Origin of the sequence: Streptomyces paromomycinus (genome assembly GCF_003865155.1) — a bacterium.
GTDB classification, from domain to species: domain Bacteria; phylum Actinomycetota; class Actinomycetes; order Streptomycetales; family Streptomycetaceae; genus Streptomyces; species Streptomyces chrestomyceticus.
In genome coordinates this window covers 41,786-66,537 of sequence record NZ_BHZD01000001.1, presented here as the reverse complement: position 1 = coordinate 66,537, position 24,752 = coordinate 41,786, and the positions used below count along the sequence as shown (strand labels likewise).

At 69.2% G+C, this 24,752-nt stretch carries 21 protein-coding genes; 11 read left to right on the top strand and 10 right to left on the bottom strand.

All coding sequences use genetic code 11. The annotated features are described in order from the left end of the window. Positions 1-26: 26 nt before the first annotated feature. Positions 27-4,763 (bottom strand): DUF6531 domain-containing protein, encoded by a 4,737-nt coding sequence (locus tag OEIGOIKO_RS00240; protein WP_125050645.1) that lies wholly within the window; start codon positions 4,761-4,763, stop codon positions 27-29. A gap of 683 nt (positions 4,764-5,446) precedes the next feature. Beyond that, positions 5,447-5,737, bottom strand: a complete 291-nt coding sequence (locus OEIGOIKO_RS00235) for a hypothetical protein (RefSeq protein WP_125050643.1) — start codon at positions 5,735-5,737, stop codon at positions 5,447-5,449. A 49-nt stretch (positions 5,738-5,786) separates the two neighbouring features. On the opposite strand from OEIGOIKO_RS00235, the gene OEIGOIKO_RS00230 reads away from it, so the two are divergent. Further along, entirely contained in the window at positions 5,787-6,824 is a 1,038-nt protein-coding gene (locus OEIGOIKO_RS00230) for a nucleotide kinase domain-containing protein (RefSeq protein WP_174857103.1), read from the top strand. Here the strand turns inward: OEIGOIKO_RS00230 and OEIGOIKO_RS00225 are convergent, their stop codons facing one another. From OEIGOIKO_RS00225 to OEIGOIKO_RS00210, 4 genes are read right to left on the bottom strand one after another with little or no spacing between them, the layout of a single operon-like run. Beyond that, positions 6,825-7,619, bottom strand: a complete 795-nt coding sequence (locus OEIGOIKO_RS00225) for a thymidylate synthase family protein (protein WP_246177089.1) — start codon at positions 7,617-7,619, stop codon at positions 6,825-6,827. Between the two features lie 44 nt (positions 7,620-7,663). Further along, positions 7,664-8,548 (bottom strand): ImmA/IrrE family metallo-endopeptidase, encoded by an 885-nt coding sequence (locus tag OEIGOIKO_RS00220; RefSeq protein ID WP_125050639.1) that lies wholly within the window; start codon positions 8,546-8,548, stop codon positions 7,664-7,666. Beyond that, entirely contained in the window at positions 8,545-8,958 is a 414-nt protein-coding gene (locus OEIGOIKO_RS00215) for a helix-turn-helix domain-containing protein (RefSeq protein ID WP_125050637.1), read from the bottom strand. Before OEIGOIKO_RS00215 ends, OEIGOIKO_RS00220 begins: the two co-directional genes overlap by 4 nt. Continuing rightward, positions 8,955-9,248 (bottom strand): acyl carrier protein, encoded by a 294-nt coding sequence (locus tag OEIGOIKO_RS00210; protein WP_246177088.1) that lies wholly within the window; start codon positions 9,246-9,248, stop codon positions 8,955-8,957. The genes OEIGOIKO_RS00215 and OEIGOIKO_RS00210 overlap by 4 nt, the downstream gene beginning before the upstream one ends. Before the next feature lie 90 nt (positions 9,249-9,338). Here OEIGOIKO_RS00210 and OEIGOIKO_RS00205 point away from each other — a divergent pair, with 90 nt between their 5' ends. Beyond that, complete coding sequence (locus tag OEIGOIKO_RS00205) at positions 9,339-10,214, top strand: nucleoside triphosphate pyrophosphohydrolase family protein (protein ID WP_125050635.1); 876 nt, start codon at positions 9,339-9,341, stop codon at positions 10,212-10,214. A 619-nt stretch (positions 10,215-10,833) separates the two neighbouring features. Here the strand turns inward: OEIGOIKO_RS00205 and OEIGOIKO_RS00200 are convergent. Beyond that, complete coding sequence (locus OEIGOIKO_RS00200) at positions 10,834-11,535, bottom strand: DUF3732 domain-containing protein (protein WP_125050633.1); 702 nt, start codon at positions 11,533-11,535, stop codon at positions 10,834-10,836. 338 nt (positions 11,536-11,873) lie between these two features. Between OEIGOIKO_RS00200 and OEIGOIKO_RS00195 the strand changes: the two genes are divergently transcribed. Further along, a complete protein-coding gene (locus OEIGOIKO_RS00195) occupies positions 11,874-12,692 on the top strand; it encodes a hypothetical protein (protein ID WP_125050631.1) in 819 nt (272 codons plus the stop codon). Here the strand turns inward: OEIGOIKO_RS00195 and OEIGOIKO_RS41285 are convergent. Continuing rightward, positions 12,689-12,826, bottom strand: a complete 138-nt coding sequence (locus OEIGOIKO_RS41285) for a hypothetical protein (RefSeq protein ID WP_170251444.1) — start codon at positions 12,824-12,826, stop codon at positions 12,689-12,691. The two genes, OEIGOIKO_RS00195 and OEIGOIKO_RS41285, sit on opposite strands and share 4 nt — an antisense overlap. Positions 12,827-12,916: 90 nt before the next feature. Here OEIGOIKO_RS41285 and OEIGOIKO_RS00190 point away from each other — a divergent pair, with 90 nt between their 5' ends. The 4 genes from OEIGOIKO_RS00190 (at position 12,917) to OEIGOIKO_RS00175 (ending at position 16,444) form a co-directional block, all read left to right on the top strand. Continuing rightward, positions 12,917-13,504 carry a DUF6551 family protein gene (locus OEIGOIKO_RS00190; RefSeq protein ID WP_246177087.1) on the top strand — a complete coding sequence of 196 codons (588 nt, stop codon included), beginning with the start codon at positions 12,917-12,919 and terminating at the stop codon, positions 13,502-13,504. A 547-nt stretch (positions 13,505-14,051) separates the two neighbouring features. Beyond that, a complete protein-coding gene (locus OEIGOIKO_RS00185; RefSeq protein WP_125050629.1) occupies positions 14,052-14,786 on the top strand; it encodes a hypothetical protein in 735 nt (244 codons plus the stop codon). A 27-nt stretch (positions 14,787-14,813) separates the two neighbouring features. Next, positions 14,814-15,935, top strand: a complete 1,122-nt coding sequence (locus OEIGOIKO_RS00180; RefSeq protein ID WP_125050627.1) for an IS630 family transposase — start codon at positions 14,814-14,816, stop codon at positions 15,933-15,935. Between the two features lie 77 nt (positions 15,936-16,012). Then, on the top strand, positions 16,013-16,444 hold the full coding sequence (locus OEIGOIKO_RS00175) for a hypothetical protein (protein WP_125050625.1): 432 nt from the start codon (positions 16,013-16,015) through the stop codon (positions 16,442-16,444). 68 nt (positions 16,445-16,512) lie between these two features. Here the strand turns inward: OEIGOIKO_RS00175 and OEIGOIKO_RS42015 are convergent, their stop codons facing one another. Next, positions 16,513-17,166, bottom strand: coding sequence for an ATP12 family chaperone protein (locus OEIGOIKO_RS42015; RefSeq protein ID WP_174857102.1), 654 nt, complete (start codon positions 17,164-17,166; stop codon positions 16,513-16,515). A 277-nt stretch (positions 17,167-17,443) separates the two neighbouring features. Here OEIGOIKO_RS42015 and OEIGOIKO_RS00165 point away from each other — a divergent pair, with 277 nt between their 5' ends. From OEIGOIKO_RS00165 to OEIGOIKO_RS00155, 3 genes are all read left to right on the top strand, one after another. Further along, the gene (locus OEIGOIKO_RS00165; RefSeq protein WP_125050623.1) at positions 17,444-17,986 is read left to right on the top strand and encodes a hypothetical protein; all 543 of its coding nucleotides are present in this window, start codon (positions 17,444-17,446) and stop codon (positions 17,984-17,986) included. Between the two features lie 155 nt (positions 17,987-18,141). Continuing rightward, positions 18,142-18,906 carry a hypothetical protein gene (locus OEIGOIKO_RS00160; protein ID WP_125050621.1) on the top strand — a complete coding sequence of 255 codons (765 nt, stop codon included), beginning with the start codon at positions 18,142-18,144 and terminating at the stop codon, positions 18,904-18,906. Positions 18,907-19,425: 519 nt separating this feature from the next. Further along, the gene (locus OEIGOIKO_RS00155; protein WP_125050619.1) at positions 19,426-21,087 is read left to right on the top strand and encodes a Mu transposase C-terminal domain-containing protein; all 1,662 of its coding nucleotides are present in this window, start codon (positions 19,426-19,428) and stop codon (positions 21,085-21,087) included. Between the two features lie 434 nt (positions 21,088-21,521). Here OEIGOIKO_RS00155 and OEIGOIKO_RS00150 read toward each other — a convergent pair whose 3' ends face one another. Further along, positions 21,522-23,102, bottom strand: coding sequence for a GIY-YIG nuclease family protein (locus OEIGOIKO_RS00150; RefSeq protein WP_125050617.1), 1,581 nt, complete (start codon positions 23,100-23,102; stop codon positions 21,522-21,524). Positions 23,103-23,479: 377 nt separating this feature from the next. On the opposite strand from OEIGOIKO_RS00150, the gene OEIGOIKO_RS00145 reads away from it, so the two are divergent. Continuing rightward, positions 23,480-24,697 (top strand): hypothetical protein, encoded by a 1,218-nt coding sequence (locus OEIGOIKO_RS00145; RefSeq protein WP_125050615.1) that lies wholly within the window; start codon positions 23,480-23,482, stop codon positions 24,695-24,697. Positions 24,698-24,752 lie beyond the last annotated feature (55 nt).

The following is a 24,752-nucleotide window of genomic DNA, read 5'->3' as shown; positions in this document are numbered from 1 at the left end:
GGGTGTCTCCAGTTCCTCACTCTACGCTAATTGCAGGAATAGTTGGGGCCGGTATCCTGCCGGTAAGTCACACCCATGCGGGCCCCGCCGCTGGAATTCTCACTGCGCGTCATGGGCTCCATGTGGTCGGCGTTATTGTAGAAGTCGTTTCTCGTGGCCCGGTCCGAATTGTATCCAGTGCTGTTCCAGTGCTCCACGACGGGGTTGAGGTGCTCGTAGGTGAGCTCGTGCGACGGGACGACGTCACCGTCTGAGTTACGCCACGTCAGTTCGTTTCTCGGGATCCTCATTCCCGCGTTCGGCCCGCTCTGGTAGACCGGCACGCCGCCTTGGGCGAGCCCCTCGTCCGTCCAACGCGCGGCCATCTGGTCATGTGTCGACTGACGGTAGCTGCCGGGGTATTCCGTATCACGGTTGTGGGAAATCTGGGGGGAATTGGGGTCGCGCTCCCAGCGGCCGCCGGCTCCCCGGATCCGGGCGAGGCCGAGCGGGTCGCAGAAGATCAGCGGATCACAGACATAGGCGTAGTCGTTGGGGTCGGGGGCCAGCCCGAGCGGGTCCGGGCTGACGTACCGCGCGGTCTGCGGGTCGTAGTGCCGGAAATAGTTGTAGTGCCAGCCGGTCTCCGCATCGGCGTACTGCCCGGCGAAGCGCAGGGGGCAGTCGGTGCTGCCGCTGCCCTGCCCGGCGAAGGGGACGCCCCATACCGTGGTGCGCAGATGCCAGGCCACGGTGCCCTCGGAGCAGACGAGCTCGGTCGGGGTGCCCGCGAGGTCGGTGACGATGGCGTGGAAGCGGGCGTCGACCTCGGCGTCGCTGAGCGAGCGCTCGAGCTGGGCGAGCGGACGGTGGCTGCCCGGAGCGTAGTCCCACGTGGTTGCCTGCCCGGCGCTGGTGACCTGCTCGGCAAGGCGGGTGCCGTCCCAGGTGAAGCAGATCTCCTCGAGCGCGGTGCCGTCGTGGGCCAGGCGCTGCTTGGCGCTGCGGCGGCCCGCGGGGTCGTACTGGTAGCGCCACCGCACGCCGTCGGGGGTGACGGTGCCGGCCAGCCGCCCCTCGGCGTCCCAACTGTAGGTCTGGGCTCGCTTCTGCCCGTTGAGGAGGTGCTTGACGGTGCGCACCAGCCGGCCCTGGGCGTCATAGGCGTAGGTGGTGCGGCCCGCACGGCGCAGCTGGGTGCCGCTGAACTCCAAGGCGGTTGCCGTTTCGGTACCGGAGGCAGCCGAGGTGCCGGCCTGGGCCAGGTTGCCGACCGCGTCGTAGGCGTAGGTCTCCTCCCAGCCGGCCGCGTGGACCGCGGTGACGCGCCCCACAAGGTCGTGGTCGAACCGCCGCGTCCCGGTCGTCAGCTCGTGGACGGCGCCGAGGTGCCCGTCGGCGCGGTAGGCGTACTCGCGGTGCTGGAGCAGCAGGCGCGCCTCGCCCGTGCCGCGGGTGATGGACTGGGAGGCCACCCGGCCCGCGTTGTCCCACGTCTGCACCAGGGTGCTGCCGCCCCCGAGCGTGCGGGATGTCTCCCGCCCCGAGGCGTCGAAGGAGAAGTGCAGTTCGTTCCCGGCGCTCTCCAGCCTGCTGGGCCGGCCTGCGGGGTCGTAGGCCCAGCGCGAGACGGCCCCCGAGGGGGTGCGCCGGCTGAGCCGCCGGCCGAGCAGGTCATAGCTGTAGGAGGTGGTGCGTCCGTTGACGGTCTCGCTCAGGGCCCGGCCCACGGCGTCGTACGCCCGGGTGACGACGGTATCGGCGTTGGCGGCATGCACCAGGCCGCCGGACAGGTCGTAGTGGAAGGTGGTGACTTCTTCGCCGGTGCGCTGTTCGACGGGGCGCCCCAGGATGTCGCGGACAAAGGTCGTCCTCGCCCCTTGGCCGTCGCTGCGTGCGGTCAGCTCGCCTGCGGCATCGTGCGCGTACGTGAGGGTGCGCAGGTTGAAGTCGGTCTCGCCGACGAGCCGGTTGACCGGGTCGTACTCGTACTGCCAGGTGTGGCCCTGGGGGTTGCGCACACCCACGAGGTTCACCTCGGTGTCGTAGGTGAAGGTGTGCATCCGGCCATCGGCCGAGGTACGGGAGGCGACCTGGTGGAAGTGCGTGAAAGTGTACGAAGTGGTGTTGCCCAGACGGTCGGTGTGGGCCGTCAGATTTCCCTCACCGTCCCAGCTCCAGGTGTCGCGGCTGCCGTCCGCGTGCTCACGCCAGACCGGTCGGCCTTCAGTGGTCCAGGCGAAACGCTCGGTACGTCCCAGCGGATCGGTGAAGGAGACCACCCGCCCGAAGCTGTCCCGCTCGGCGACCGAGACCTGCCCAAGGGCGTCGGTGACCCGTACCGGCAGGCCGGCGGCATCGCACACCAGACGGCGGGAATGCCCGAGGGCGTCGGCGACCTGCACGGGCCGGCCGAAGCCGTCGTAGGCGTAGCGCGTGACGGCACCGGCCGGGTCGGTGGTGGACAGGCGGTTGCCCTGCTCGTCGTAGGTGTGGTGCCAGGTGGCGCCGTCCGGTTCGGTCACCTGCAGCGGCAGACCCAGGTCGTTGTAGAGCGCGGTAGAGCAGTGGCCGTCAGGACGGGTGACGGCGGTGAGGTTGCCAGCGGCGTCATAGCCATAGCGCGTGGTGCGCCCCACCGCGTCGGTCTGGGATATCAGCCGGTCGTGGCGGTCCCAGGCGCTGTGCGAGACGTTGCCCAAGGCATCGGTGACGGCGGTGCGCTGGAACAGTTCGTTGTAGTGGTGCGTGGTGGTATGGCCCAGGGAATTGGTGTACCTGGTGGTGCGTTCCCGGGTGTCGTAGGCGATGGTGCAGTTCAAGAACCCGCCGGAGCCTTCGCCGCGGACGACGCGATGCTCGGTGTCGTAGGTGTAGGCATACCGGCTGCCGTTGCGGTCGGTCCAGGAGGTGATGCGCGACCAGGCGTCATACTCGAACACCCGCGGCTGGTCCTGCGCGTTGGAGACTTCCGTCAGGTGGCCGCCGGTGTAGCCGTAACGCACGAGCGGAACGTCCGTATCACCGTTGCGGGAGCCGAGCAGCCGCAGCGCGGTCACCCGGTTGTCCGCAGTGTCGATGGCGACGTGATACCCGCCGCTATGACGGACAGCGGTCGGCGCACCGTCAAACCCGTAGTCGAAGTCGACCCGGTGACCGTTGCGGTCCGAGACCGCAACGATGCGCAGGATGAAACGGCCTGCGTCCCTGCCCGGCGCCGCACCGGGGGCGAAGTGCCGGGTGTGCCCCGTTGCTGGATCAGTGATACACAAGGGGCTGCCGGGGCGGCCGTCCCACTCCATGGGCCACCGCGGCCCTGCCACCGGCATGACCGGGACCGCCGGCCGCGGCACGGGGTAGCTGAGCAGCATGCCGTCCTCGGTGGCCAGCACCGCTCCGCGGTCATCGAGCTCCAGACGCTGATCGAGCGTCGAGGCCCAGCTCGGGCCGAACCACCGGCCCCACCGGTAGGTCGATATGTGGGTGCGCTGCAGCACCAGGGAAAGCAGCCCGGGCAGCTCGACATCGGTATGCTCCATGAGCATCTCGCCCGACACCATGTCGATGGGGTCGCCACCCTTGCAGCGGCCCTTCATCGGCTTGCTCTTGGCCACGGCGTCCTGGGACCCCTTGCGCAGGGAGGGCGTGCCCCTCTTACCCGCCCCTCCGCTGCGCTGACCACCGGTGCGGGAGCCGCCTCCGCCCGCGTTCGGCCCATTCGGGTCCTTCTTGCCTCCCTTGCCGAGACCGGTGAAGTGATCGGCCAGCCCCTTGTCGTTCTCCTTGTGATTCTTGGCCATCTGTTTGACGCCGCGGGTCATGCTGTCGTCGAGGTGTCTGGCGGATTTCTTGACCGCGTCCTCGATGCCGTCGATGACCTTGTCGAGCATGGTGTTGGCGGCGTCCGCGATGGCGTCCTTGCCGCGGGTGCGGCCGTGGTGGCTCTTGGCGCGGCCGATCTTGCCGCCGGCGTTGTTGCGGAAGTGGCCGCCGGCGCTCTGCAGGCCGGTGACGGCCTTGTCGTGGGCGTCGTGGTCGAAGGTGAAGCCGCCGCTGCCGGAGCCGCCGCCCGCGCCGCCTCCCCCGCCGCCCGCGCTCAGCAGTTGCATCGAGCTGCCGGCGGCGTCCTTGGCGCCCTGGACGCCCTGGCTGAAGCCCTCCTTGCCCGCCTTGGCGGTCCGGCCCAGGTCGACGCCGTCCTTGACGCCCAGGGCGTTGGCGCCGAGCTGGACGACGAGGTCGCCGACCATCGCGCCCAGCGCCTCCTCCACCGGGGTCAGGGCGATGCTGACGACCTGTTCGGCGACCTGCTGGCAGACCTCCTTGAAGAGGCGTTTGACGATGACGCGGGTGGTCTGCGTCGCCGCCAGGGCGCCGAGTTCGGACAGTCCGAAGGTGAAGGGGGCGGCGGCCTGGGCCGCGATGACCTCGGCGGCCAGGATGCCCAGCTGGACGATCGCGCCGAGCTTGGCGCCCTCGATCAGGACGGCCACGCCGTCCAGCGCGGTGGCGGCCAGTTCACCGCACTGGGCGAGTTTGGCCAGGTGGGTGCCGTTGATCTTGCTCCAGTGGGCGTTCAGTGCCTCCGCGGCCTGGCCGCCGCCCGCCGAGGAGACCAGCGCCTGGACCGCCTCGTGCGCCTGGCCCGCGCCGTCGTTGATGTCGCCGGCGAACTCGCGCATGGCCGTCGCCATCTCGCGGTAGTCGTCCTCGTCGACGTTCGGCCAGGACACGCCGATGATGTCGAGGATTTCGTCGGCCCATCCCGGCAGTACGACACCCATGCGGAACACGCCCCCCGTTGATCACGAACCAATCAGCCCAGGAGATGCTTTCACCTGCACAAACGATCCTTCAAGTGCACTATGAGTCTCCTGGTGTCCTACGGCTGGGCCCTGTGCACGACACCGCATCCACCAAGGCTGCCGAAAACCCGTCGGACTACTCCTGCCGACGAGAAGGCGGCGCCGCCGCGCAGGATTGAGGCAGCGCCGAAGAAGTCAAGGAGTCCGAGGCGACAGCCGAGCGCATGAACAAGGCTTCACTGCTGGCAGCATCACGCTTGCGAATGCTTGCGAATGACAGAACTAGCCGCGATACGTCCGGCCGAGAACGATGCGCGTTGGGCCCCGAAGGTACTGCGGACCCACGTACATCACTGCGCACCATCCTGGGTCGTTCCGTCAAAGCAGGCTTGCTGAAGCGACCGGGCAGGCAGTGCGGCCAGTACACGGCCTGAGCAGGCTGAGTAACTTCTGCGACCACTTGCCTTACCGGTGGGCTCAGGCAGGCAGCAGCCCCGGCTTCTGGGACCTGATGGCTTCCTCCGTGCAGGACCACGGGCAGCGCGCCGATGGCAGAGGGCCCCTCGGCGGGGACCGGGCACGTATGCCGTACGGCGAGACGCTGACGCATCTGGTACACGCAGGACTCGTGGGGCCAGTCGACGACCCATGGGGCGCGGAAGCTAGTGCTGTGTGGTTCGGCGTGGCCCGGGGGCGCGGACGGTGGGAAGGTCGTCGCGGGTGTTGCCGTCGGCGAGGGCGCCGGCTGGCAGGCGACGGTAGGCGTGCAGCAGTTCGGCCATGGTTTCGGGGTGGGCTTCGGCGGCGGCGACAAGGGCCGCCAGGACCTGGGAGCGGGAGGTTTGCTCGCCGGCGGCGGCCGCGGCGCGCACGAGGATTTCCAGGCGCTCGTCGACTTCCTCGGGCCAGGCGACGAGGGTGTTGCGGCGCCGCTGCTGCCACAGCAGTTCCACGGCTCCTCCTCGCTGACAACTCGCCTATAACGAATATATATTGCGGGTCATGGTGAGCTTGCTGCAAGAGCGTCGGACTCCGGCCGGGCCGGGCGGCGCGCCGCCGGCCGAGGTGCGGGTGGCGGGACGGACGCTGCGGCCGACGGTGGTCTTCGACACCTACTGGAGGTTCGCGGCCGAGCGGCAGGCAGTCTATGAGCGGCGGCTGGCCGGCGCGCCGGCTCCCTGGAGCAGTGATCCGATTCTGTCGCGGTACCGGTTCACCAATTGCTTCAGGGCCGCGGACCGGGTCAGTCAGGTGCTGATCGCTGACGTGGTCTACCGCGGGGCGCAGGAGTGGCAGGAGGTCTTCTTCCGCACGCTCCTGTTCAAGATTTTCAACAAGATCTCGACCTGGCGGCTGCTCACCGAAGAGCTGGGGGAGGTGCGCTGGGACACCTACGACTTCCGCGCCTACGGCCGGGTGCTGTCACGGGCCTTCGCGCGAGGGGAGCGGCTGTACTCGGCTGCCTACATCGTCCCCCCACCGCATCTGGGGGAGGTGCGCAAGCACCTGAACCATCTGCGGCTGCTGGAGATGATGATGACCACCGGTGCCCCCGAGCGGGTGCAGCAGGCCCCACGGCTGCAGGACGCGTTCGAGGTGCTGCTGGGCTATCCGGCCCTCGGCCCCTTTTTGGCCTACCAGTATCTAATCGACCTCAACTATGCGGCGGCGATGCCGTTTTCGGAGATGGACTTCGTGGTGGCCGGCCCCGGGGCGCGGGACGGGATCCGCAAGTGTTTCGGGCCGGCGGCCCACGGGATCGAGGCGGAGGTCATCCGCTACATGGCCGACACCCAGGACGGGCACTTCGCCCGCCTGGGGCTGGCCTTTCCGGGGCTGCGGGGCCGGCCGCTGCAGCTGATCGACTGCCAGAACCTCTTCTGCGAGGTCGACAAGTACGCCCGGGTCGCTCATCCGCAGATCGCCGGGATCAGCGGCCGCAGCCGCATCAAGCAGGCCTACCGGCACGATGCCGCACCGGTTGTGGCCTGGTTCCCGCCCAAGTGGGGTCTGGGCGGCCTTGCGACCCGCACGGTGTAGTCAGGCGACGAGCGGCGCAGTGCCGCTCAGCAGCGGGCGCAGGGCCGTGACCGGGCCGTCGAGCTGTGCATGGCCGGCCACCACGGTCAGGGAGCCGGGCATCAGCTGGGCCTGGGCGGCGACGTAGGCCAGCAGCCGGCCCAGCCCCAGGTAGTTGCCGTAGGCGCGCTCGACCATGTAGTGGCTGCGGTAGAGCGCGGTGGCATGCACGCGTCCTTCGCGCGAGAGCTGGAAGGAGAGGTGGCTCAGGCAGGGAAAGCCGCGGTAGAGGTTGTCTTGGCCGGGAGTGTGGACGGCGGCCTCGGCGGGCAGCGATGGCTCCTGGTCGCCGGGGTGGACGAGGTCGGCCTCGTAGGCGGCGGTCATGGGTCCCCTGGAGGCCGCCTGCGTGCGCAGGCGCTCGATGATGTGGCCGAGCTGGTCGAACTCGGGTTGCTTGCGGCCGGGGTAGGAGACCAGACGTCCGAAGTAGGTTCCGTGGGTGTTGCCCGGGTACTTCTTCAGCCGGTCATACATTGCGCGGTAGCGGGCGACCAGGGCGGCGTGATCCGGGCAGGTGGCGGCGAGGGCCGCGGGGAAGAGGGTCGCGGCGACCGTCTCGACCGCTTCGTGGCCCCGTGCGGTGCGCAGCCGGTCCAGCTCGGTACGGAAGCGCAGGTCGTCGCGGGCCGGATCGGTGATGCGCACGACGGTGTGGAAGCCGGTGCGGTCCGTGCTGTGCTTGCGGTCGAGGGCGTTGCAGGCTGCGATCCAGGCACTGGTGATGTCGCGGCCGGTGACGGTGAACGTGTGCATGCATCCTCCAGGCGCGTCGGCCGCGGATGGATCCCGCGGCGCTTTCAGTCGGGCCATACCTGATCGATGCCGTGCCGGGGTGACTCCCGGATCACGGTGACTTCCACCGGCGCTGTCCGGCCCGCCGCAGCGATTTTGAGCTGGGCAGGTTCGGCCAGCGCGTCGGTGACCTCCAGGGCCGGGCATGTCACCGGCGTGCCGTGCCAGCACGACAGGCCGGTGGGCAGGGCCGTGAAGGAGGCCGCCGGGACGTGCGCCAGGAGCACATCTCCCACGTCGGCGTGCACCTGCTGCTGGTGTGAGGCTTCGGTGAGCACGTGCACCTGGCGGCCGGCGGGCAGCTCCGCGCCGGTCAGTGACCTGCGCAGCGCGGCGGGGGTGATCTTTTGCCAGGAGCCGGCCTGGCCGGGGGCGAGCATCCGGAGGTGGTCCAGGTGCCGTACCGTTCCCGCATAGGAGGTTCCCAGTTCCTGGGCCAGCCGGTAGACGTGCTCCGGGCCCAAGGAGGTTCCGCGGCAGATCCGCAAGAGCCCGGCCTGCACCGCCGGGCGGGGCATCAGGAACCAGGCAGCGAACGCCTCGGCGAGCTTTTCCTCCTCCGGCCACTTGGCGCCGGCCCGGCGCAGGGCGGGGTCCAGGTCGTCGTCGGCCGCGGTGTGGTGGCCGAACAGGTGGTGACCGAGCTCGTGGGCCGCAGTGTGGCGCTGGGTGATCGCGCTGAGGTTCGCGTTGAGCAGCACGGCCGGACCGTTGTCCAAGGGCGCGAAGTAGACACCGAACAGCCTCGGCATCGGCCGCGCCATGCCCAGCACGCCGGCCGTCCCAAGGGCCCGGTGCACGGGGACGTACCGGGTGCGGTCGATGCCGAGGTCGCGGTGGGCCTGGACGGCACGCATCCCGGCGATACGGTGCGCCATCGTCCAGTTCACGGATGCCCGCCCGCGCCCGGGGCGCCGTCCGCCTCCGCCTCCTCCCGTTCCGCGGCGCGCCGCGCGCAGAGGTACTCGGCGAATTCCATGACCGTCTTCTGGTCGCCGTCGGTCAGCCCCGCCAGCGCCCGGAAACGGCCGGCCAGGACATATTCGCCAGGATCCGCTTCCGGCTCCTCGGCGAGGAAATAGGCGACCGGCTGCCGGTAGAGCCGGGCCAGTTTCTTCAGCTCCAGGCTGTCCACCCGGCGCTCACCGCGCTCGATGTCACTGACGGCGGAGCGGGGGATGCCGGTGTTGTCGGAGACGAACTGCTGGGACATGTTGAGATAGTCGCGGATCTTCTTCAGCCGCGCCCCGAGCCGCGCAAGCTCCGGATCGCGCGGGTGGGCGTCAGGGGAGGGGGTCATGACTGCTGCCTTTCGATGATGGCCTCAAGGACGGCGTGGGCGAAGGCACGCACGGACCGGGTGGCCTGGGCCGACTTGCGGTCGGCCGGGATGGCGATCGCGTAGTGCGTCTCGATCCGGGTGAGGATCTCCACGATGAGGAGGGAGTCCACCGGCATCTGCGGCCCGCCGGCCTCCAGCTCGGCGCGCACGTCGGCGGCGCTGCGGCCCTGCAGCTGCGCCAGGAAGTCGATGATGACCGTGATGATGCCGTCGGTGCTCGGTGTGACGGTGCTCAGCGCTCTCCCCAATCGCCGGATTTTCCAACGGGCTTGCCCTACTGTAGGACAAGCTGTCGGCTGATCCAACGCTCTTGTCCCAAGATTCAACAAGGAGTTGTCGTGGACTTCCCCCGCTTCCAGCGAGCCGCCATCAAGACGCTGCAGCCCCCGGCGGCTGGCACCGACCCCGTACTCGTCCCCCTCCTCGGCCTGGCCGGAGAAGCCGGCTCCCTGGCCACCGCCTACAAAAAACGCCTTCGCGATGGTGCCTCCCACGAACAGAGCACCCACCAGTTACGTGAAGAACTCGGTGACGTCCTGTGGTACGTGGCCGCCCTCTCCCACCGCTTCGGCCTCGACCTCGACGATGTCGCCGCTGCCGGCCTGGAGAAAGCCAAAGACCGCTGGCGCACCACCCCCGAGGCCGAACACGTCGTCTTCGACAACCGCTTCCCCGAGCACGAACAGCTCCCGCGCCGGACCGCCTTGACCTTCACGCCCACCCAGCAAGACGGACGCACCGTCATCGTGCTCACCCGGGAAGACGGCACCCCCGCAGGCGACCCCCTCACCAGCGCATCCCGCGTCGAGGACGACTACCGATTCCACGACGCCTTCCACCTCGCCCACGCCGCCGTCCTCGGATGGTCGCCCGTCACCCGCTTCCTGCTCGGCCGCAAGCGCAGGAGCGATCCCGCGGTGGACGAGGCCGAGGACGGCGGCCGCGCCATCGCCATCGAAGAGGGCATCTCGGCCCTGGTCTTCTCCTACGCCGCCCGGCACCGCTACTTAGCCGACATCACGCACATCGACAACGAACTGCTCACCACCATCGGCCACATGACGGCCCACCTGGAAGTCGGCACCTGTCGCGCGGCCGACTGGGAGCACGCCGTCCTCACCGGCTACACCGCCTGGCGCCGGCTGCGCGCACACAACGGCGGCACCGTCCATCTTGACCTGGACCGCCGCACGCTCGCCGTCACTCCGGCCTGAACCGCTCCTTGGCGGCCCGCCGCGCAAGACCTCGGCGCGGCGTGCCGCAGCCAGGCCCGTCGCCGAAGCTTATGCAGCCGGCAGGCATGTCGCCCGGCGGCTGGACGTGGCGGGCGGCCGGGTGGAACACAGGGTCCGGGCTCTGGGCGGGAGCGTCACGGCCTGCCCCGGGGACCGCTGTCCTCCGGCCTGAGCCGGCTTGAGAGCTGCCGGGCATCGCTGCCGCGGTGCTCGCAGGGAACGCGGTCGCAGACTGTGCGCCCGCCGTGCGGGCCGAGGCAGGTCTGACCCTGGCCTGGAAGGTGCATGTCCTATACGGCCGCAGGCGCGCCTCGCCGTATCGGACGGTGTCGTCGCCCATTTTTTTCTGAGCTGTCGCTGTCGGTGCGGCTGGGGTTTCTCAGTTTTTCTGAGCGATTTATGGAGTGGCTGCGGTGCCCGGAGCGTGGGCTGAGCGGGGCAGTCGCTGTCTGACCTGCGTGTGTGTGGTGTTTTCAGATTGATCGAGCGTGGTGCAGTTCCGATGAGCCGCTACTTGTTGTCCTGGGTCAGGTTGTCCCAGACAAGTTGCTTGTTGCGCCGGTTCCTCACGGGCCCGGTAGTGGACCGTGTCGTCTGGCTATGGGGTGGGGTTGTCGTCGAGCCAGGTGGTGGGGATGAGCTTCTCGCCGCCGCGCCAGTTGTAGCGGATGGATGCTTGGTACCAGTCGTGGGGCAGGTCCGCGTGGTCGCTGACGATCATCTGGAAGTCCGGGGCAAGTTCGTTGACGACCTGATGCATGAGCTCGAAAAGTCGGGTGACGGTCACTCGGTCTTCGTCCAGGGCGATGTCTTCCAGCCGTCCGCGCTGTTTGGCCATGTCGGAGGGGTAGTAGGGCTGGGTGAGCTGGTCGAGCATGAGGAAGCGGGGCACGGGCCTGGTGTTGGCGACGAAGTATTGGTGAAGGGCGAGATACGTGGCCACGTGGTAGCCGACGTGGTTCTTGCCGCTGCCGATGCGGAGCAGTTCGGTGATGCCCTCGGGGGTGTCGGCGACGATGGTGAGCTTTTTGAGGTCCAGGCGGACCAGGCGGTCGCCGTGTTCAAGTCTCAGGGTTCGGGCGTGACTGGTCATCTTGCCGCTGAGGTAGCTAAGGCCGTGGGTGAGTCTGTCGTCGATGGCCTCGGTGTCGAGCTGCTCTTCGAGGCCCTGGACGAGCCGCTGGGCGACGGCGACGTCCGACTCCAAGCGCTGGAGGTGTCCGCTGTCGGTCGTGGTGTTGATCTGGCCCAGGTAGGCGCTGATCCTGCCGCGGGTGAAGGCCTGGGTGGCTATCAACATGAGTTGGGGTGTCGTTTCGCGATGAGTGTGGGAGTCGTGTTCTGACCGAGTTTGCGATGACGGTTTGTTTTGACGTCAATCGGGGGCTTGCGGTGGGACTGTGAGGTGTGCTTCAGGGCTGGGGGCCTCATGGGTAACTCGCAGTCGAAGGTTGGGCTGTACGCCGCGATCCGCCGGGATCATCTGCTCGGGATGTCGCAGCGGTCGCTGCAGCGGGTGCACAACGTGACGTGGCGGACAGTGCGGCGGGCCCTGGACGGGAAGTGGCCGGAGCCGCGGAAGAGACCGCGGCGCAAGGAGTCCAGGCTCGATCCGTACAAGCCGTTGAGACCCTCCGCGTGCTGGCCGCGGTCGACACAGTCCTCGACCGCTACCGCCAGCACCTGCCTGTCTCGCTGCGGAAGCTCTGGTACGTGCTCCTCAGCGACAGGGTGATGGCCAAGACCGAGCGCGACTACAAGCGGATGTGCGAGTACGTCGGCATGGCCCGCCGCTCCGGCCGAATTCCGTGGGAGGCGATCCGGGACGCCCCCCAGACCGCCGTGGACGCCCCGCCTTCCTTCACCGGGCCGGCTGACTTCTGGGCGGCTGTCGCCGAGGCGGCCGACGACTACCGTGTCGACCGCCAGGCCGGGCAGCCCGTCCGGCTTGAGCTGTGGTGCGAGACGGCGGGCATGGTTCCCCAACTGGCGAGGGCCGGCGCCGAGTTCGGCATCGCCTGCTTTTCCGGCGGTGGCTTCGACGGGCTGGCCGGCAAGCACGACGCCGCCCTGCGAGCGGTGGAAGGAGGCCGCAAAACCGTCGTACTCCACCTCGGTGACTACGACCCGAGCGGTGAACACCTGTTCAACGCGCTCGCCGAGGACGTGATCGCGTTCGCCCACGCCCCCGGTGCCGAGGTGGAGTTCGAGCGGGTCGCGGTCACCGCCGAGCAGGTCACCATTTACAACCTGCCCACCGCCCCGCCCAAGACCACCGACCGCCGCTCGTTCTCCGGCACCGCCACCACCCAGGCCGAAGCCCTCCCCCCAGGCATCCTGGCGGCCATCGTGCGCCAGGCCGTCGAGGCCCACCGCGACCCCCTGGTCCACCAGCGGACCCTGGAGCGTGAGGAGATCGAGCGCCAAGCCGTGCGGGAGAGGCTGGAGCCGGGCTAGCTGGGGCCGATCTCGGCCGGAGTTCCCGCGGCCTCCAACTCGGAGATTCGGCGGTCCATCTTCTTGTCCTCGGCGTACTTGCGGTACTTGTTCACCCCGTACGCCACCCCCGAGGCCGCCGCGAAGCAGGCCATGTACGTGATCGCCGACTTCTGCCCCTGCGCTCGGTAGAACGCCCTGAGTGCGTCAGGGCCGCCGAGTTCTCCTGCTTCCTGCGAGACTGCATGGTGTACGAGGGGCTGACCAAGAAGCAGGAGGCGAAGCTGTTCCTGGCTGCGAACCGCGACCGCCGCGCGGTGAAGCCGTACGAGAACTTCGCCGTGGCGGTCACCGCCCAGGAGGTCGAGGCGGTCACGATCAACGCGGACGTCGAGAGCTGCGGTCTGCACGTGTCGAGCGGTACGTCGAAGAACGGCATCTCGGCGATCCAGGCGCTCAAGGTGGTGCACGGGATGCGCGACCCCGCGGACGGTCTCCTGCGCAAGACGCTTACGACGGTCCTGGGTGCCTGGGGCTCGGACCCGACCAGCTGGGACGGCATGATGCTGCGCGCGGTTGCCATCGTGATCCACCGCAACTGGGACACGATCGACCTGCCCTCCCTTTCCCTGACCCTCAAGCAGGAGCCGGTCGGCGTGTGGAAGGACTCCGCGATCAAGGACACGGTCAGCGGTGGCGGCTCGCAGTCCCGCTCGATCCCGCTCGCGAACAACATCGCATACGAGTACACCGTCGCGTTCGGCCCGCAGCACGGGCCGGCCTTCGGCCCGCCGAAGCGCCGGAAGACGAAGACGGTCACCGTCGCCGCGTGAGAGAGGGTTGAGCCAAGGTGCGTGCGATCGGGACATAGCCCGATCGCACGGCTACCGCCTGCCGACCGCGCCGCCCAAGGCCACCGACCGCCTCTCGTTCTCCGGTACCGCCACCGCCCAGGCCACTTCGCGTACCGGGAAGCGGCAGGCGGACCGCCGCATGGTGGCGTTGTCAGTGGCCGATGACATCCTCCCCGCGGGGCCGCTGATGCGCTGACGGGAGGTCAGGATGGCGATGGGACGACCGCGGAAGGACCCGCGCGATCCGGTCGTGATCATGCGAGCAGCGGGACTCGAACCGCTGGAGCCCTACCCGGGTGCGGGCACTCCGTGGTGCTGTCGGCACGAGGCGTGCGGCCGGGAGGTGAAGGCCCGGTACTCCAATGTGAAGCGCGGCGTCGGGATCTGCCGGTGGTGCGCGCCGAACGCCCCGGTCGACGCAGAGGACGCCGCCGCGCTGATGCGTACGGCGGGGTTGGAGCCCCTGGAGCCTTACCCGGGCACCGACACTCCATGGCCGTGTCGTTGTACGGCTTGCGGTGCCACCGTGACACCGACCCACGGGTCCATCAAGCAGGGCCAGGGCGGCTGCGGCCCGTGCGGGCGTAAGAAAGCCGGGGCGGGCATCAGCCAGGCATGGGCCCGCCGCCGGGAACTGCCCCGCACCGATGGCGAGCAGGCCGCCGAGGAGCTCCAGACGTTCGGCCTGACACCGCTGGAGTCCTACCCGGGCCCGGCCGGGCTGTGGGCCTGCCGTCACGACACCTGCGGTCGCGACGTCGAGATCCGGTTGCACAACCTTCACCGCGGCCTGCGGGCATGCCCGTACTGTCCACCCGCACCGGGCGGACGGCGTCGCTGGCCGCCGGACGAGGCCGAGGCCCTCATGCGCGCCGCCGGTCTGGAGCCGCTGGAACCGTACTCCGGCCGCCGCCAACAGGCGTGGCGCTGCCGTTGCACCGGCTGCGGCCGCGAGACCTTACCGTCCCTCGGCGGCATCCTGGCGGAACAAGGGGGCTGCCGGCACTGCGCCGACGTGAGAGCGGCCGAGGCCAGGAAGACCGACCCCGAAGTCGCGGCCGCGGACATGCGCGCGGCTGGCCTGGAGCCCCTGGAGCCGTACGCCACCTCGATGACGCCGTGGCGGTGCCGCTGCACGACCTGCGGAAGCGAGGTATCGCCGACGCTGATGAAGATCCGCACCGGCGGGGGCTGCCGATTCTGCGCTAGTGCTGTGACCGGGAAGGTTTGCCGGGTTGTCGGTTGTGCTAGTCGGGTGTGAGGACGCCGACTGGCATGGGAGGCGGGTATGGCTTTACCGGTCAAGGTCCGCAGGCTGACTGAGCAGGAAGGACAGAAGCTCCAGCACATCGTTCGGCGGGGCAGCACGGACTCGGTGCGATTCCGGCGGGCGATGATGCTGCTGGCCTCGGCCGGCGGCAGCACGGTCCCAGTGATCGCGCACCTGGTCCAGGCGGACGAGGACACCGTCCGTGACGTGATCCACCGCTTCAACGAGATCGGGCTCGCATGCCTGGACCCTCAGTGGACGGGAGGCCGTCCCCGCCTGCTGAGCGGTGACGACGAGGACTTCGTCGTCCGGACGGCCGCCACCCGCCCCACTGTGCTGGGCAAGCCCTTCACCCGCTGGTCGATCCGCAAACTCGCCGATCACCTGCGCCGCGACGCCGCCAGGCCCGTCCGGATCGGCCGGGAGACACTGCGCTGCCTGCTGGCCCGCCGGGGGATCTCCTTCCAGCGCACCAAGACCTGGAAGGAGTCCCCGGACCCGACGTTCGACGCCAAGCTGGAACACATCGAGTACGCGCTCAATGAGCGCGCGGACCGCACGTTCGCGTTCGACGAGTTCGGGCCGCTGGGCATCCGCCCCACTGCCGGCTCCTGCTGGGCCGGACGCGGCAGGCCCGAGCGGCTGCCGGCCACGTTCCGCCGCACCCACGGCATCACCTACTTCCACGGCTGCTACTCGGTCGGCGACGACAAACTGTGGGGCGTCAACCGCAAGCGCAAAGGCATCGACCACACCTGGGCCGCCCTGCGGTCGATCCGCGCGGCCCGCCCCGACGGCGCCCCGGTCTACGTGATCCTCGACAACCTCTCCGCCCACCTGAACTGGCGCATCCGCAGGTGGGCAGTCCGCAAGAACGTCGAGCTGTGCTTCACCCCGACCTATGCGTCGTGGGCCAACCCCATCGAGGCCCACTTCGGGCCCCTGCGGCAGTTCACCCTCGCCAACTCCGACCATCCAAACCACACCGTCCAGACCAGAGCCCTGCACGCCTACCTGCGCTGGCGCAACCAGCACACCCGTCACCCCGACATCCTCGCCGCCCAACGACGCGAACGCGCCCGCATCCGCAGCGAAAAAGGCGTCCGCTGGGGCGGCAGACCATTGCCTGCCGCGGCCTGACCACCAACCCGGCAAACCTTCCCGGTCACAGCACTAGCCACGGATTCGACCTCACCGCCCCCGCCCGCGTCTACCTCATGCAGCACCACCAGCACAACGCGGTCAAGATCGGAATCGGCGGCACCGCCGGCCGCAACGAACGGGTCAACCACCACCGCCGATCCGGCTGGGCACTCACCCGGGACTGGCACTTCACCACCGGCGTCGAGGCCCACGCCGTCGAGCAAGCAGTCCTCCAGCACCTGCGCGGAGCCGGCCACGGCCCCCACCTCAACCGGGACACCATGCCGAACGGCTGGACCGAGACCTTCGACGCGGACCTCGTTACTCCCGCCGCGCTCTCCGCGCTCGTCGAGACCACCATCGAACGCCTCGCCGGAACGCAGACACAGGCACCCGGGCGGACCATCCTGCGCCCCGCGCGCTGGAGTGCCCGCTCAGCCACTGCTGCCCCCCGGCGACGGCCACCGGCGAACAAGGCAGGCCGCGGCCAGCTCCCCCTGTTCTGAGCTGGGGGTTGCCACGACCGAGGGCGGTGCCGTGATCGGCACCGCCCTCCTCAGCTCCCTCCCGGTGACTACTGCTCCGGGTCGTCAGCAGGGCGGTAGACAGCTCGATCGGTGTCGAGGCGCTGGAGGACGCCGTCCGCGGCGAGGTCGCGCAGGATCTGCCGGGCGCGCTTCTCGTCGATGGCGTGGCCGATCTCGTGGAGCGCGGCGACGGAGCGCTGCGCGTCCCACTCCCCGCCCTCGTCGGCGATCGCCTCGGCGAGGCAATCCTTCTGACTGGCGAGCTCGCCCTGCTGGTGGGTGGCGACAGCGGCCTGGAACGCGGGAAGGGCATCGGTGCGGATGCGGTAGCCAGCGACCTTTCCGAAACCAGGGCCCTCAGCGAGGACGGGCGAGACCTGGTCCGCGATCCACCAGTTACGACGGACGCCGCGCTTCAGCGCGGCCTTGAACGCGCCACTGCTGCCGGTGAGCTTGCCCTCGCCGTGCGGACCGCGCAGGACATCGGCCGGCACGTAACCGTCCTCGCGGGTAGCGGCCTCGCGCAGGATGCGCTGGGCAGTGGCCGGCAGGGAGAGGTAGTAGCGGGAGGCGGTCTCCGGGTCGGACCAGTCGGTGGCCGGCCCGGCGGTCTTCACACTGCCGGCGTGTTCGGCGAGCAGAGCCAGGAGGGCCTGCTGGAAGGCGGGATCGGGATCCTCAACGATCAGGTGGAGCTTCACGTCATTCCCTTGCTGGAAGAGGCGAATAAGAGCGCACCTTGCGAGCGGGACTGTAGTGCGGAGGGTGCACGCGATGAAAGCTCCTAATCTCGTTTAACTCGCACCGAAAGACGAGGGGCTGGGCGCGTGGCGCATCCACGGCAGGGGCCCATGGCGTACAGGTGGGTGAATCGCTCAGCGACACCGTGCACCACAGGTGTTGCAACGGCTATGGTCGCTTCGACTGCTTCTGAGCTGCGTGGATGCCAACCGCACGCTCGCGGCACCCCGGAGAATCGTGGGCGACTGCGATGCGTCGGGGGAGGACATTGAGCGCGACTTCGTCGCCCGCACCGGCTGCTGGTCCACGGTCGAACGCGTCGCCCTCACCTACGGGCAGGTCCTCGCCTACGGCCTGCCCCCGGCGGAGGGCAAACGCGGCGATCCGCGCTGGCCGGCCTTCGCCCGCCGCCACGGCTTCGACCCTGCCCGCCCGGTGCAGTGGGAGGTCGAAGCCCTGGACCCGGACGAACTGCAGCGCCTGGTCCTCGCCGCCGTCGCCCCGCACGTCGACCGCACGGTCCTGGCCCGCCAGATCGCGCGGGAAGAAGAACAGCGGCGCGTCCTGCGGCGCTTCGCCCGCAGCTGGCCGGACGGCTCCCGCGCCTCCGGCACGCGGACGGAGGGTGCTGCGGCCGACGAGCCCACGGTGACCTCTCCGGCGGTGCACGATCCCGCCGCGGTGGAGCGGTTCTGGACGGCGGAGCTGATGCGGGAGGCCGAGCCCTTGCCGATGCCGGACTACGACGAGGACGACGAAGCGAGCGGCCCGGAGGCGTAGCGGGCCGGGCTGGTGTCGTCACCGGCGGTCGTCACCGGCGTCTGACCGCCGCCGGCCCGGGCCCGCCGTGCCTCGTTCGTCTTGCCCGGGGAACGAAGCCGAGGGGCCGATACTCGGTACCGCTGTGTCAGCGTGGCCTCGTACGCTCGGCGCTCATGAGTACGCGGGACTTCGACGGCACCTACCTGATACATCTGTTCGAACTGGTGGAGAAGCTGCGAGGAGACGGTGCCTACCAGCCGCTGCCCGCCCCGGCCCCGTCCAGCAGCCTGGCCGCTGATGAGGCGCCGCTCGGTCCGTGGCCCGCCTCCCACTTGATCCGCACTTCCTACGGCGCTGGCCTGGCCCATGCCGATGCCTTGCGGCGTCTGGCTGTGGCCGGGGAGATGGATGCCACCAGTCCGTGGACGCTGATGCGCGGCGCGCTGGAGAACTTCGCGACCGGCATCTGGCTGCTCGACGGGTCCGGCCGTCCGGAACGCCGCCAGCGGGCGCTGTCGCTGTGGGCGGAAGACCTGCGCAACCGGGCCCAGCACGAACAGGACACCGGCCACGCACCCGGCCCCGAGGGCAAGACCGGGCTCGAGCGCCGCCAGGAGATCCGCGCACTCGCCGAGGCCCTCGGCCTGCCCCCTCTCGTCGCACCGAAGACCCACGTCATTCTGGAGCAGGCCGCTCCCGCCGCGGGCCTGGACCCGGTCGGGGTCCGCGCCTCATGGCGGGCTGCCTCCGGCTTCGCGCACGGCCGCTTCTGGCCCTACCTGCGCGCATCCCAGCCGCGTGCCGCCATGGATACCGGCGACGGATACCTGGTGGCCATGGTGGTCGACGAAAGCCAGCATGGCCCGCTCGCCCGTTACTGTCACACCATGCTGTGTCACCTCCGCGACCGCTACCTCGCCCGCGCGGCCATCTACTGAACCTTGGGGGACCGCGGTCTGCACGCAGCACGAGCGCGAGCACCGGCAACGGATGGCGAGTGCAAGCCTTCCCGGAACCAGGCGTGCCGGAGACGGTGGGGGCATGGCCAAGGATTCGAGGGAGCTGTACTGCGCGACCTGCCGGTCGCGGGAGCAGCACGTCGCGTTGGACAGCCGGGAGCAGCGGCGGTGGCTGCGGGAGGTGACGGGGCGAGTGCCGGACGGGTTCTGGATGTGTTGCGAATCTGAGTGGGGGTGGCATCGGTCTGTGCGGATGGCATCTCGGCAGGCTTGTGGGCTGGTCTAGGGGTATGTGGCCGGGGTGTCATGGAGTTGATGCGGCCGGGGTGTCATCGGTATGAGGGCTGGTGGTCGGTGTGGTTCAGATTCCTGAGCGGGCGGGGGAGTGTACGCCGGGAGCTGATCCTTCTTGTCTGATTCCGTAAACTGCTCTGTTCTGTCTGCTGGGCGGCGGAGCGTGGGATGTGGTGAGTTGCGGCCACATCCCGGGGGTGCGGTATGGAGCGCACAGACTGGACCGATTCCAGCGGACCCCATAGCTCGTCTCCGCCTGCGGTGGTGCCCCGGTTGCTGGGGCGCGAGCAGGCTGTGTCGCGTCTGCTGGCGTTGGATGGGCGCGGGGAGCTGACCACGGATCATGTGCGGCTGGCCGCGTCGTCGGCGGGGGTGTCGGTGCGGACGGTGTGGCGGTGGCTGGACGCCGCCCGTCATGGGCGTATGGGCCCTGTGCCGCGAGAGCGGTTTCGGATCACTGACGAACTGCATGCTCGCCTGGCGGCGTGGTGCGGGAACGCAGCCGCGCTGCACCGGGAGCTGCTGGGCGAGTACGCCGCAGCCACCTCTGAGGGACGCGAGGTGGATCCGGCGCCGTCGTTGGCGACGCTGCACCGGGCGATCCGCCTTGATCTGAATGCAGGGCAGCGCGCGGCTCTCGCGGGTGGGGAGCGCGCGAGGCGGCGTCACGATGTCCACCTGCGGCGCCCCAAACAGTGGCGTAATGCCTGCTGGGAGGCGGATCACAAGCATGCACCGGTCGAGGTGCTGCTGGACGGCGAGTTGGTGTTCCCGTGGGTGACGTGGTTCATCGACACGGCGACGAACGCGGTGCCCGGTGCGGCGATCACGCCGCACCAGCCCTCCAGGGACGCGATTCTGGCCGCTTTGCGGATCGCGCTGTCCCGCGATGAGGGGCCGGACGGGCCCTACGGGCCGGTCGGCGGCCTGCCATCGCTGGTACGGATCGACCGTGGCGCCGACTTCCTTTCCGCCACGGTCGCCGACGCGCTGGGGCATTTCGCGGTGCCGGTGCAGCCGCTCCCGCCGTACCGTCCGGACTTGAAGGGCACGGTGGAAAACCTGAACCTGTGCGTGGAGAAGATGTTCTTCGCTTCGCTGCCCCGCTACACCCGCGCCCCCTCCGCCGAGCTGCGCCCCGGCGCCCGTAACTCCTTCATCGACGAGTCTGCGCCGCTTGAGTTCACCGTGTTCGTCCGCCTGCTGCTGGAGTGGATCACATGGTGGAACACCGAGCACACCTGTCAGGCGCTGGCGGGGCGTACGCCGCTTCAGGCATGGCAGGCTGATCCGACACCGGTTGAGGATGTGGACCGCGGGCAGTTGTGGGCGTTCACGCTCCAGGACGACGGCCGGGTGCGTACGCTCACCACCAGCGGGGTGCGCTGGCGGAGCCGGTACTACGTGGGGGAGTGGATGCACGGCCGCGCGGACGCCGGCGTGAAGGTGCGCATCCGCTACCTCCCGCACCACGACCACGAGATCGAGGTTTTCGACGCCGCCTGCGGAACACACCTGGGCAGCGCGTACCTTGCCGATGCAGCCAGTGCTGAACAGAGGCGTGCGCTGCGCCGGACCAAGGACGCGGAGAAGCGGCGCCTGGCAAGGGCACTGGCCGCTGCTTCCTGCCACACTCGCCAGCGGTTCGCGGCGGTGACCAGCGCCGTTCAGCCGAAACGGCTGGGCACGGTGACGGCCCTTGAGGCGGAGGCAGAGCTGGCCCGGGAGCGACAGGCGGTCCTGGCCACGCGGGCGCTGCCGGACTTGATCCCGCCGCGCGAGCCCCCAGCGTCATGGGCACGCCCCGTGCAGCCCCCGCTGATGCCCGCCCGGAGCGCACCGGCCCCAAGGACAAGGAGTGACTGATGACCGCTCAGCGGCGCCGGGGCCGTCTGCCGCACGCGCGTGACGACCACTTCATGCGCATGAAAGACGCCCAGATCGTCGCCACCAAGGCGCTGGTGGACGTGCAGGAGATGTGAAGTGCCGCTGGAATGCCACTAGAGAACTGTCATTTACGTGCCACCTTTGACGGGGGTGCGATCGTCCTCTGAGCTGGCACGATGCTGGTTCTGCTGGTGGCGGGCAGTGAGAATTCTCAGTGGCGTCAATTGGCATCTTGGCAGGACAACTTCTGCGACTTCCTATGTGCTTCAGTGTGCCGGTTTGGGGTGGTTCGTGGGCGTATGGGAGGGTTGAGTGAGGTGCCGCTCAACTGCGTTTATTCTGCCTACCGTTGGCCGTCGAGGGTTTGATGCCTTCCGGTGCGCCGACAAGGGGCTGATGTCGGCGCGGCAGGGTCAAGAGGGTTCGGTGTCCCGCAGGCGCATCTCTTCCTCGAGCTCGTCCAGGTCCCGCAGTGCTCTCTCATCGGGCATCCAGGTTCGCGTCACTGTGCGGAGCAATTCTTCGCGGGACGCGCCCGCGGCATCGGGGAACAAGCCGGCGAGGCAGAAGGAAGCGGCTGCCACACGCATCGCGGGGACGTGAATGCCTGTCCAGTTCAGGTAGTCCGGCATATCGATGGCGTCGAATTGCCCTGTGTGCCGCTGGAGTAGCTTTGCTGTTCGGTCGTTGGGGTCGCCGCGGCCGGATCCGTAGACGTGGCGGACGACCTCGGCGGAGGTGCCTGGCGGCAGGCCCAGAGTCGTGTCGGATTCGGCGAGCTCGTCGCGTCCGTACACGGCATCGAGTGCCCGCGGGTTGATGCTCTGCAGGAGTCGGCACATCGCACGTGTTGCTTGCCGGTCTCCGGCCACCTCGTTGAGACGCTTCTGGAGGTTGCCCTTGAGAAGGTCAGGTACAGCGAATCCGGGGATGTGGGCTGTGCCGAGTGCCAGCATGAAGTCGGCGACGGTGGTGTCCCACTCCTGGTAGCGAATGCCGAGCCAGCCGGGAGCTGTCTTCTGGAACAATCTGATGGCCTCGCGGGTGGCGTTGTCGTCAGATACCCACTCTGTGAACCCCCCGCTCCCTGGGCCGATCCCCGCCTTATCGGCCAGGGCGACCCATGGGTCCAGTGCGCGGCCGGCCCAGGCAATCAGCGACAGGTAGCGGGCGAGATGGGGCGAGTCCCGGAAATCCTGCTTGTAGGCGCTGTCTCCCCGTCCGAAGACTCCTTGCTTCGTCCCCCAGCGGTCCCCTTCATCTACCCAGGAGAATGTGGCGCAGTACGCGCGCATGTACCTCTCAAGTGCAGGATCGGTGCACCTTCGTTGAGCGTAGGCGTCCTCGATTCCCAGAGTGCTCGACGTCGTTTTCTCGGTCTTCACCCCGGGGCGCGTGAGGAAGGGATACAGGAGCGCCTCATGTTGTCGTGCGACTTGATCTGCTTCGTGGAATGCGAGGTACAGGTCCCACACGGGGGCCGGGACAGGCCGGGCCGGGATGTCGGAGGGCGGCATGGGGCCGCCCGTTGCCGCCCGAATTTGATCGGCCACCTGCCGCCAAGATGCCTGCTGCCACGCCTGCCGCACTGCCTCCTCTTCGGACTTGCGGCGCTGCGCTTCTTGCCGGCTGGCCTTGCGGCGTCTGGCATTCCCCTGTTTGTTGCCGACGATGTTGAGGAGGTCGCCGCGTTCCGCACGGGTGGCGATCTCTTCCCGTTCCGCTGCGTCCAGTTGGGGGGCAGGCACGTCCTCGCGTAAGGGAACGATCTCGGGCCGGCGTCCGTCGATGGCAAGCTCTTCTATCCAGACGCGCACCGCCGGTGCGGGGGCGGCCAGATGGTCGGCGAGCCGCGCCGTGATCGGTTTGGTGGTCTTCCCCACGTACTTGACCTCGTCGGTCCGTGGATCGACGAGCCCGTAGATCGTTCCGTACTCCGTCACTTCGTGACCTTTCGATTGTCTCCGCAGCGGCGAGGAGAGCGTGGCGGTCACCGTAGAAGACGCCACTGACAATGCCGCCGACGACCGGCGGCCGTCGTGAGGATCAGCAGTCCTGAGCCTTGCGCGGGTGTCGGTCAGGGCGGCCGGCCCGCGGGCCCGCCACTGCACCTGCACCTGGTGTGCAAAGGTCTCGCCTGCGCTTCTGCGTTCCGCAGGGCGTCGCTGCCCGCCAAGGCGGCTCTCGCAACGCGTCGGCAAAGACGGCACGGCGTGGGTGCTGGCGGTGCACAGACCCGGACGCAAGGGGCCGGCGATGCGTGCCGCCCCTCGCCGGGCAGCCGCCGCCGGGTGTCAGTGCGACCTGCGAGCATGATGAGCCAGGCGGCTGACGCGCAGCATGCCTCGTGCGAGATAAGGGAGTTGGAGCAGTGAACACCGTACGGGCCCGGGTGTGGCGATTCTCGGTGGGGAGTCAGACGGTAAAGGCCCAGTCGATCGGGGAGGGCGCCCTGCCGGTCTCGCTGGCCCGCCTGCTCCACATCAACGCCATGGCGTGCGACCCGCGCCGCACGCTCAGCTACTGGACCCGACGGTCCGAGGTACGCTTGATGGCCAGCTACCTTCACGCGCCAGGCGGCGGTAGTCCGCTTCGCGTTGACCACCCAGCGTTCGAGGCCAGTTCCCGGCACATCCGCAGCTTCGTCAACGAGGGCTCGGGGCTGGGAATGCTGACGGCGGCGGGGGAGTCCCTGTTCGCGTGGAAGGACGGAGCGCACGACCTCCACAACTTCGACGCGCTGCCCAAACACCTGCTCGGCCACTACCGGCCGACCGGAGTCCGCCCCGACCTGCTGTTCCACCTGCCCGCGGGTCCCGTGGCCGGTGAGGCTCGCGGCAGACACCGCCGTGCCGCGCAGCTGCTGCCCGAACGGCTGCTTGCCGGCCAGAGGCAGCGGCTGCGCGAACTGGCCTCGTGGTCTGCCGCGCACCATGACCACACCTACTTCATGAGCTGGGTGTGGATCGGCCCCTCCGGCATCGCGGTCGACATCTTCCTGCCCGAAGGCGGCCCGTGGAACGGCGCGCTGGATGCCCAGTGGATGAGGGAACACGCACAGGACGGACCGGCGACGCGGTTCCCTTTGCACGAGCCGCGTGAGCAACGGGTGGCACGACGGCGCGCACCACAGGATCCGGGGCCGGCCGAGGAGCGCATCGCTTACGTCGAGGAAGCACCGGATGACGGTCCGCACGAGTTGCGGACGGCACCCAACATCTTCTCCGAGGTCTACCAGACGCACGAGGGCGGTGCCCCGATTCCTCCCGGCTCGCCGCAACAGCAGGCCGCGGGCGTGATGGAGTGGCTGTATGAGACGGCTCCCGCAGGCGACGGGGCCGTGCTGGCCGGCATTCCCGTCCGAGGAACCTGGGCGGCGGCGGATGCTGCGGGCCCTGCCCGGCACGCCGTCCTGCTGGGGGTCCTCGCCGAGCAGCCGCCACGGCAGGCCGCGGTGCGCGAGCGCCTGGCCCGCGCCGAGGGCCGCTTCGACGCCTGCCTGGACGGCCGCCTGCTCACCGTCGTCCGCCCTGCCGCCTCGCCCGCCCCGTCCTGGCGTGACCTGGAACGGGCACTGCTGGAGGGGTAGAAGCGCGGCTCATGCTTCTTCCGCGCCGGCCACCGACCCCTGGCCATGGGTGGTG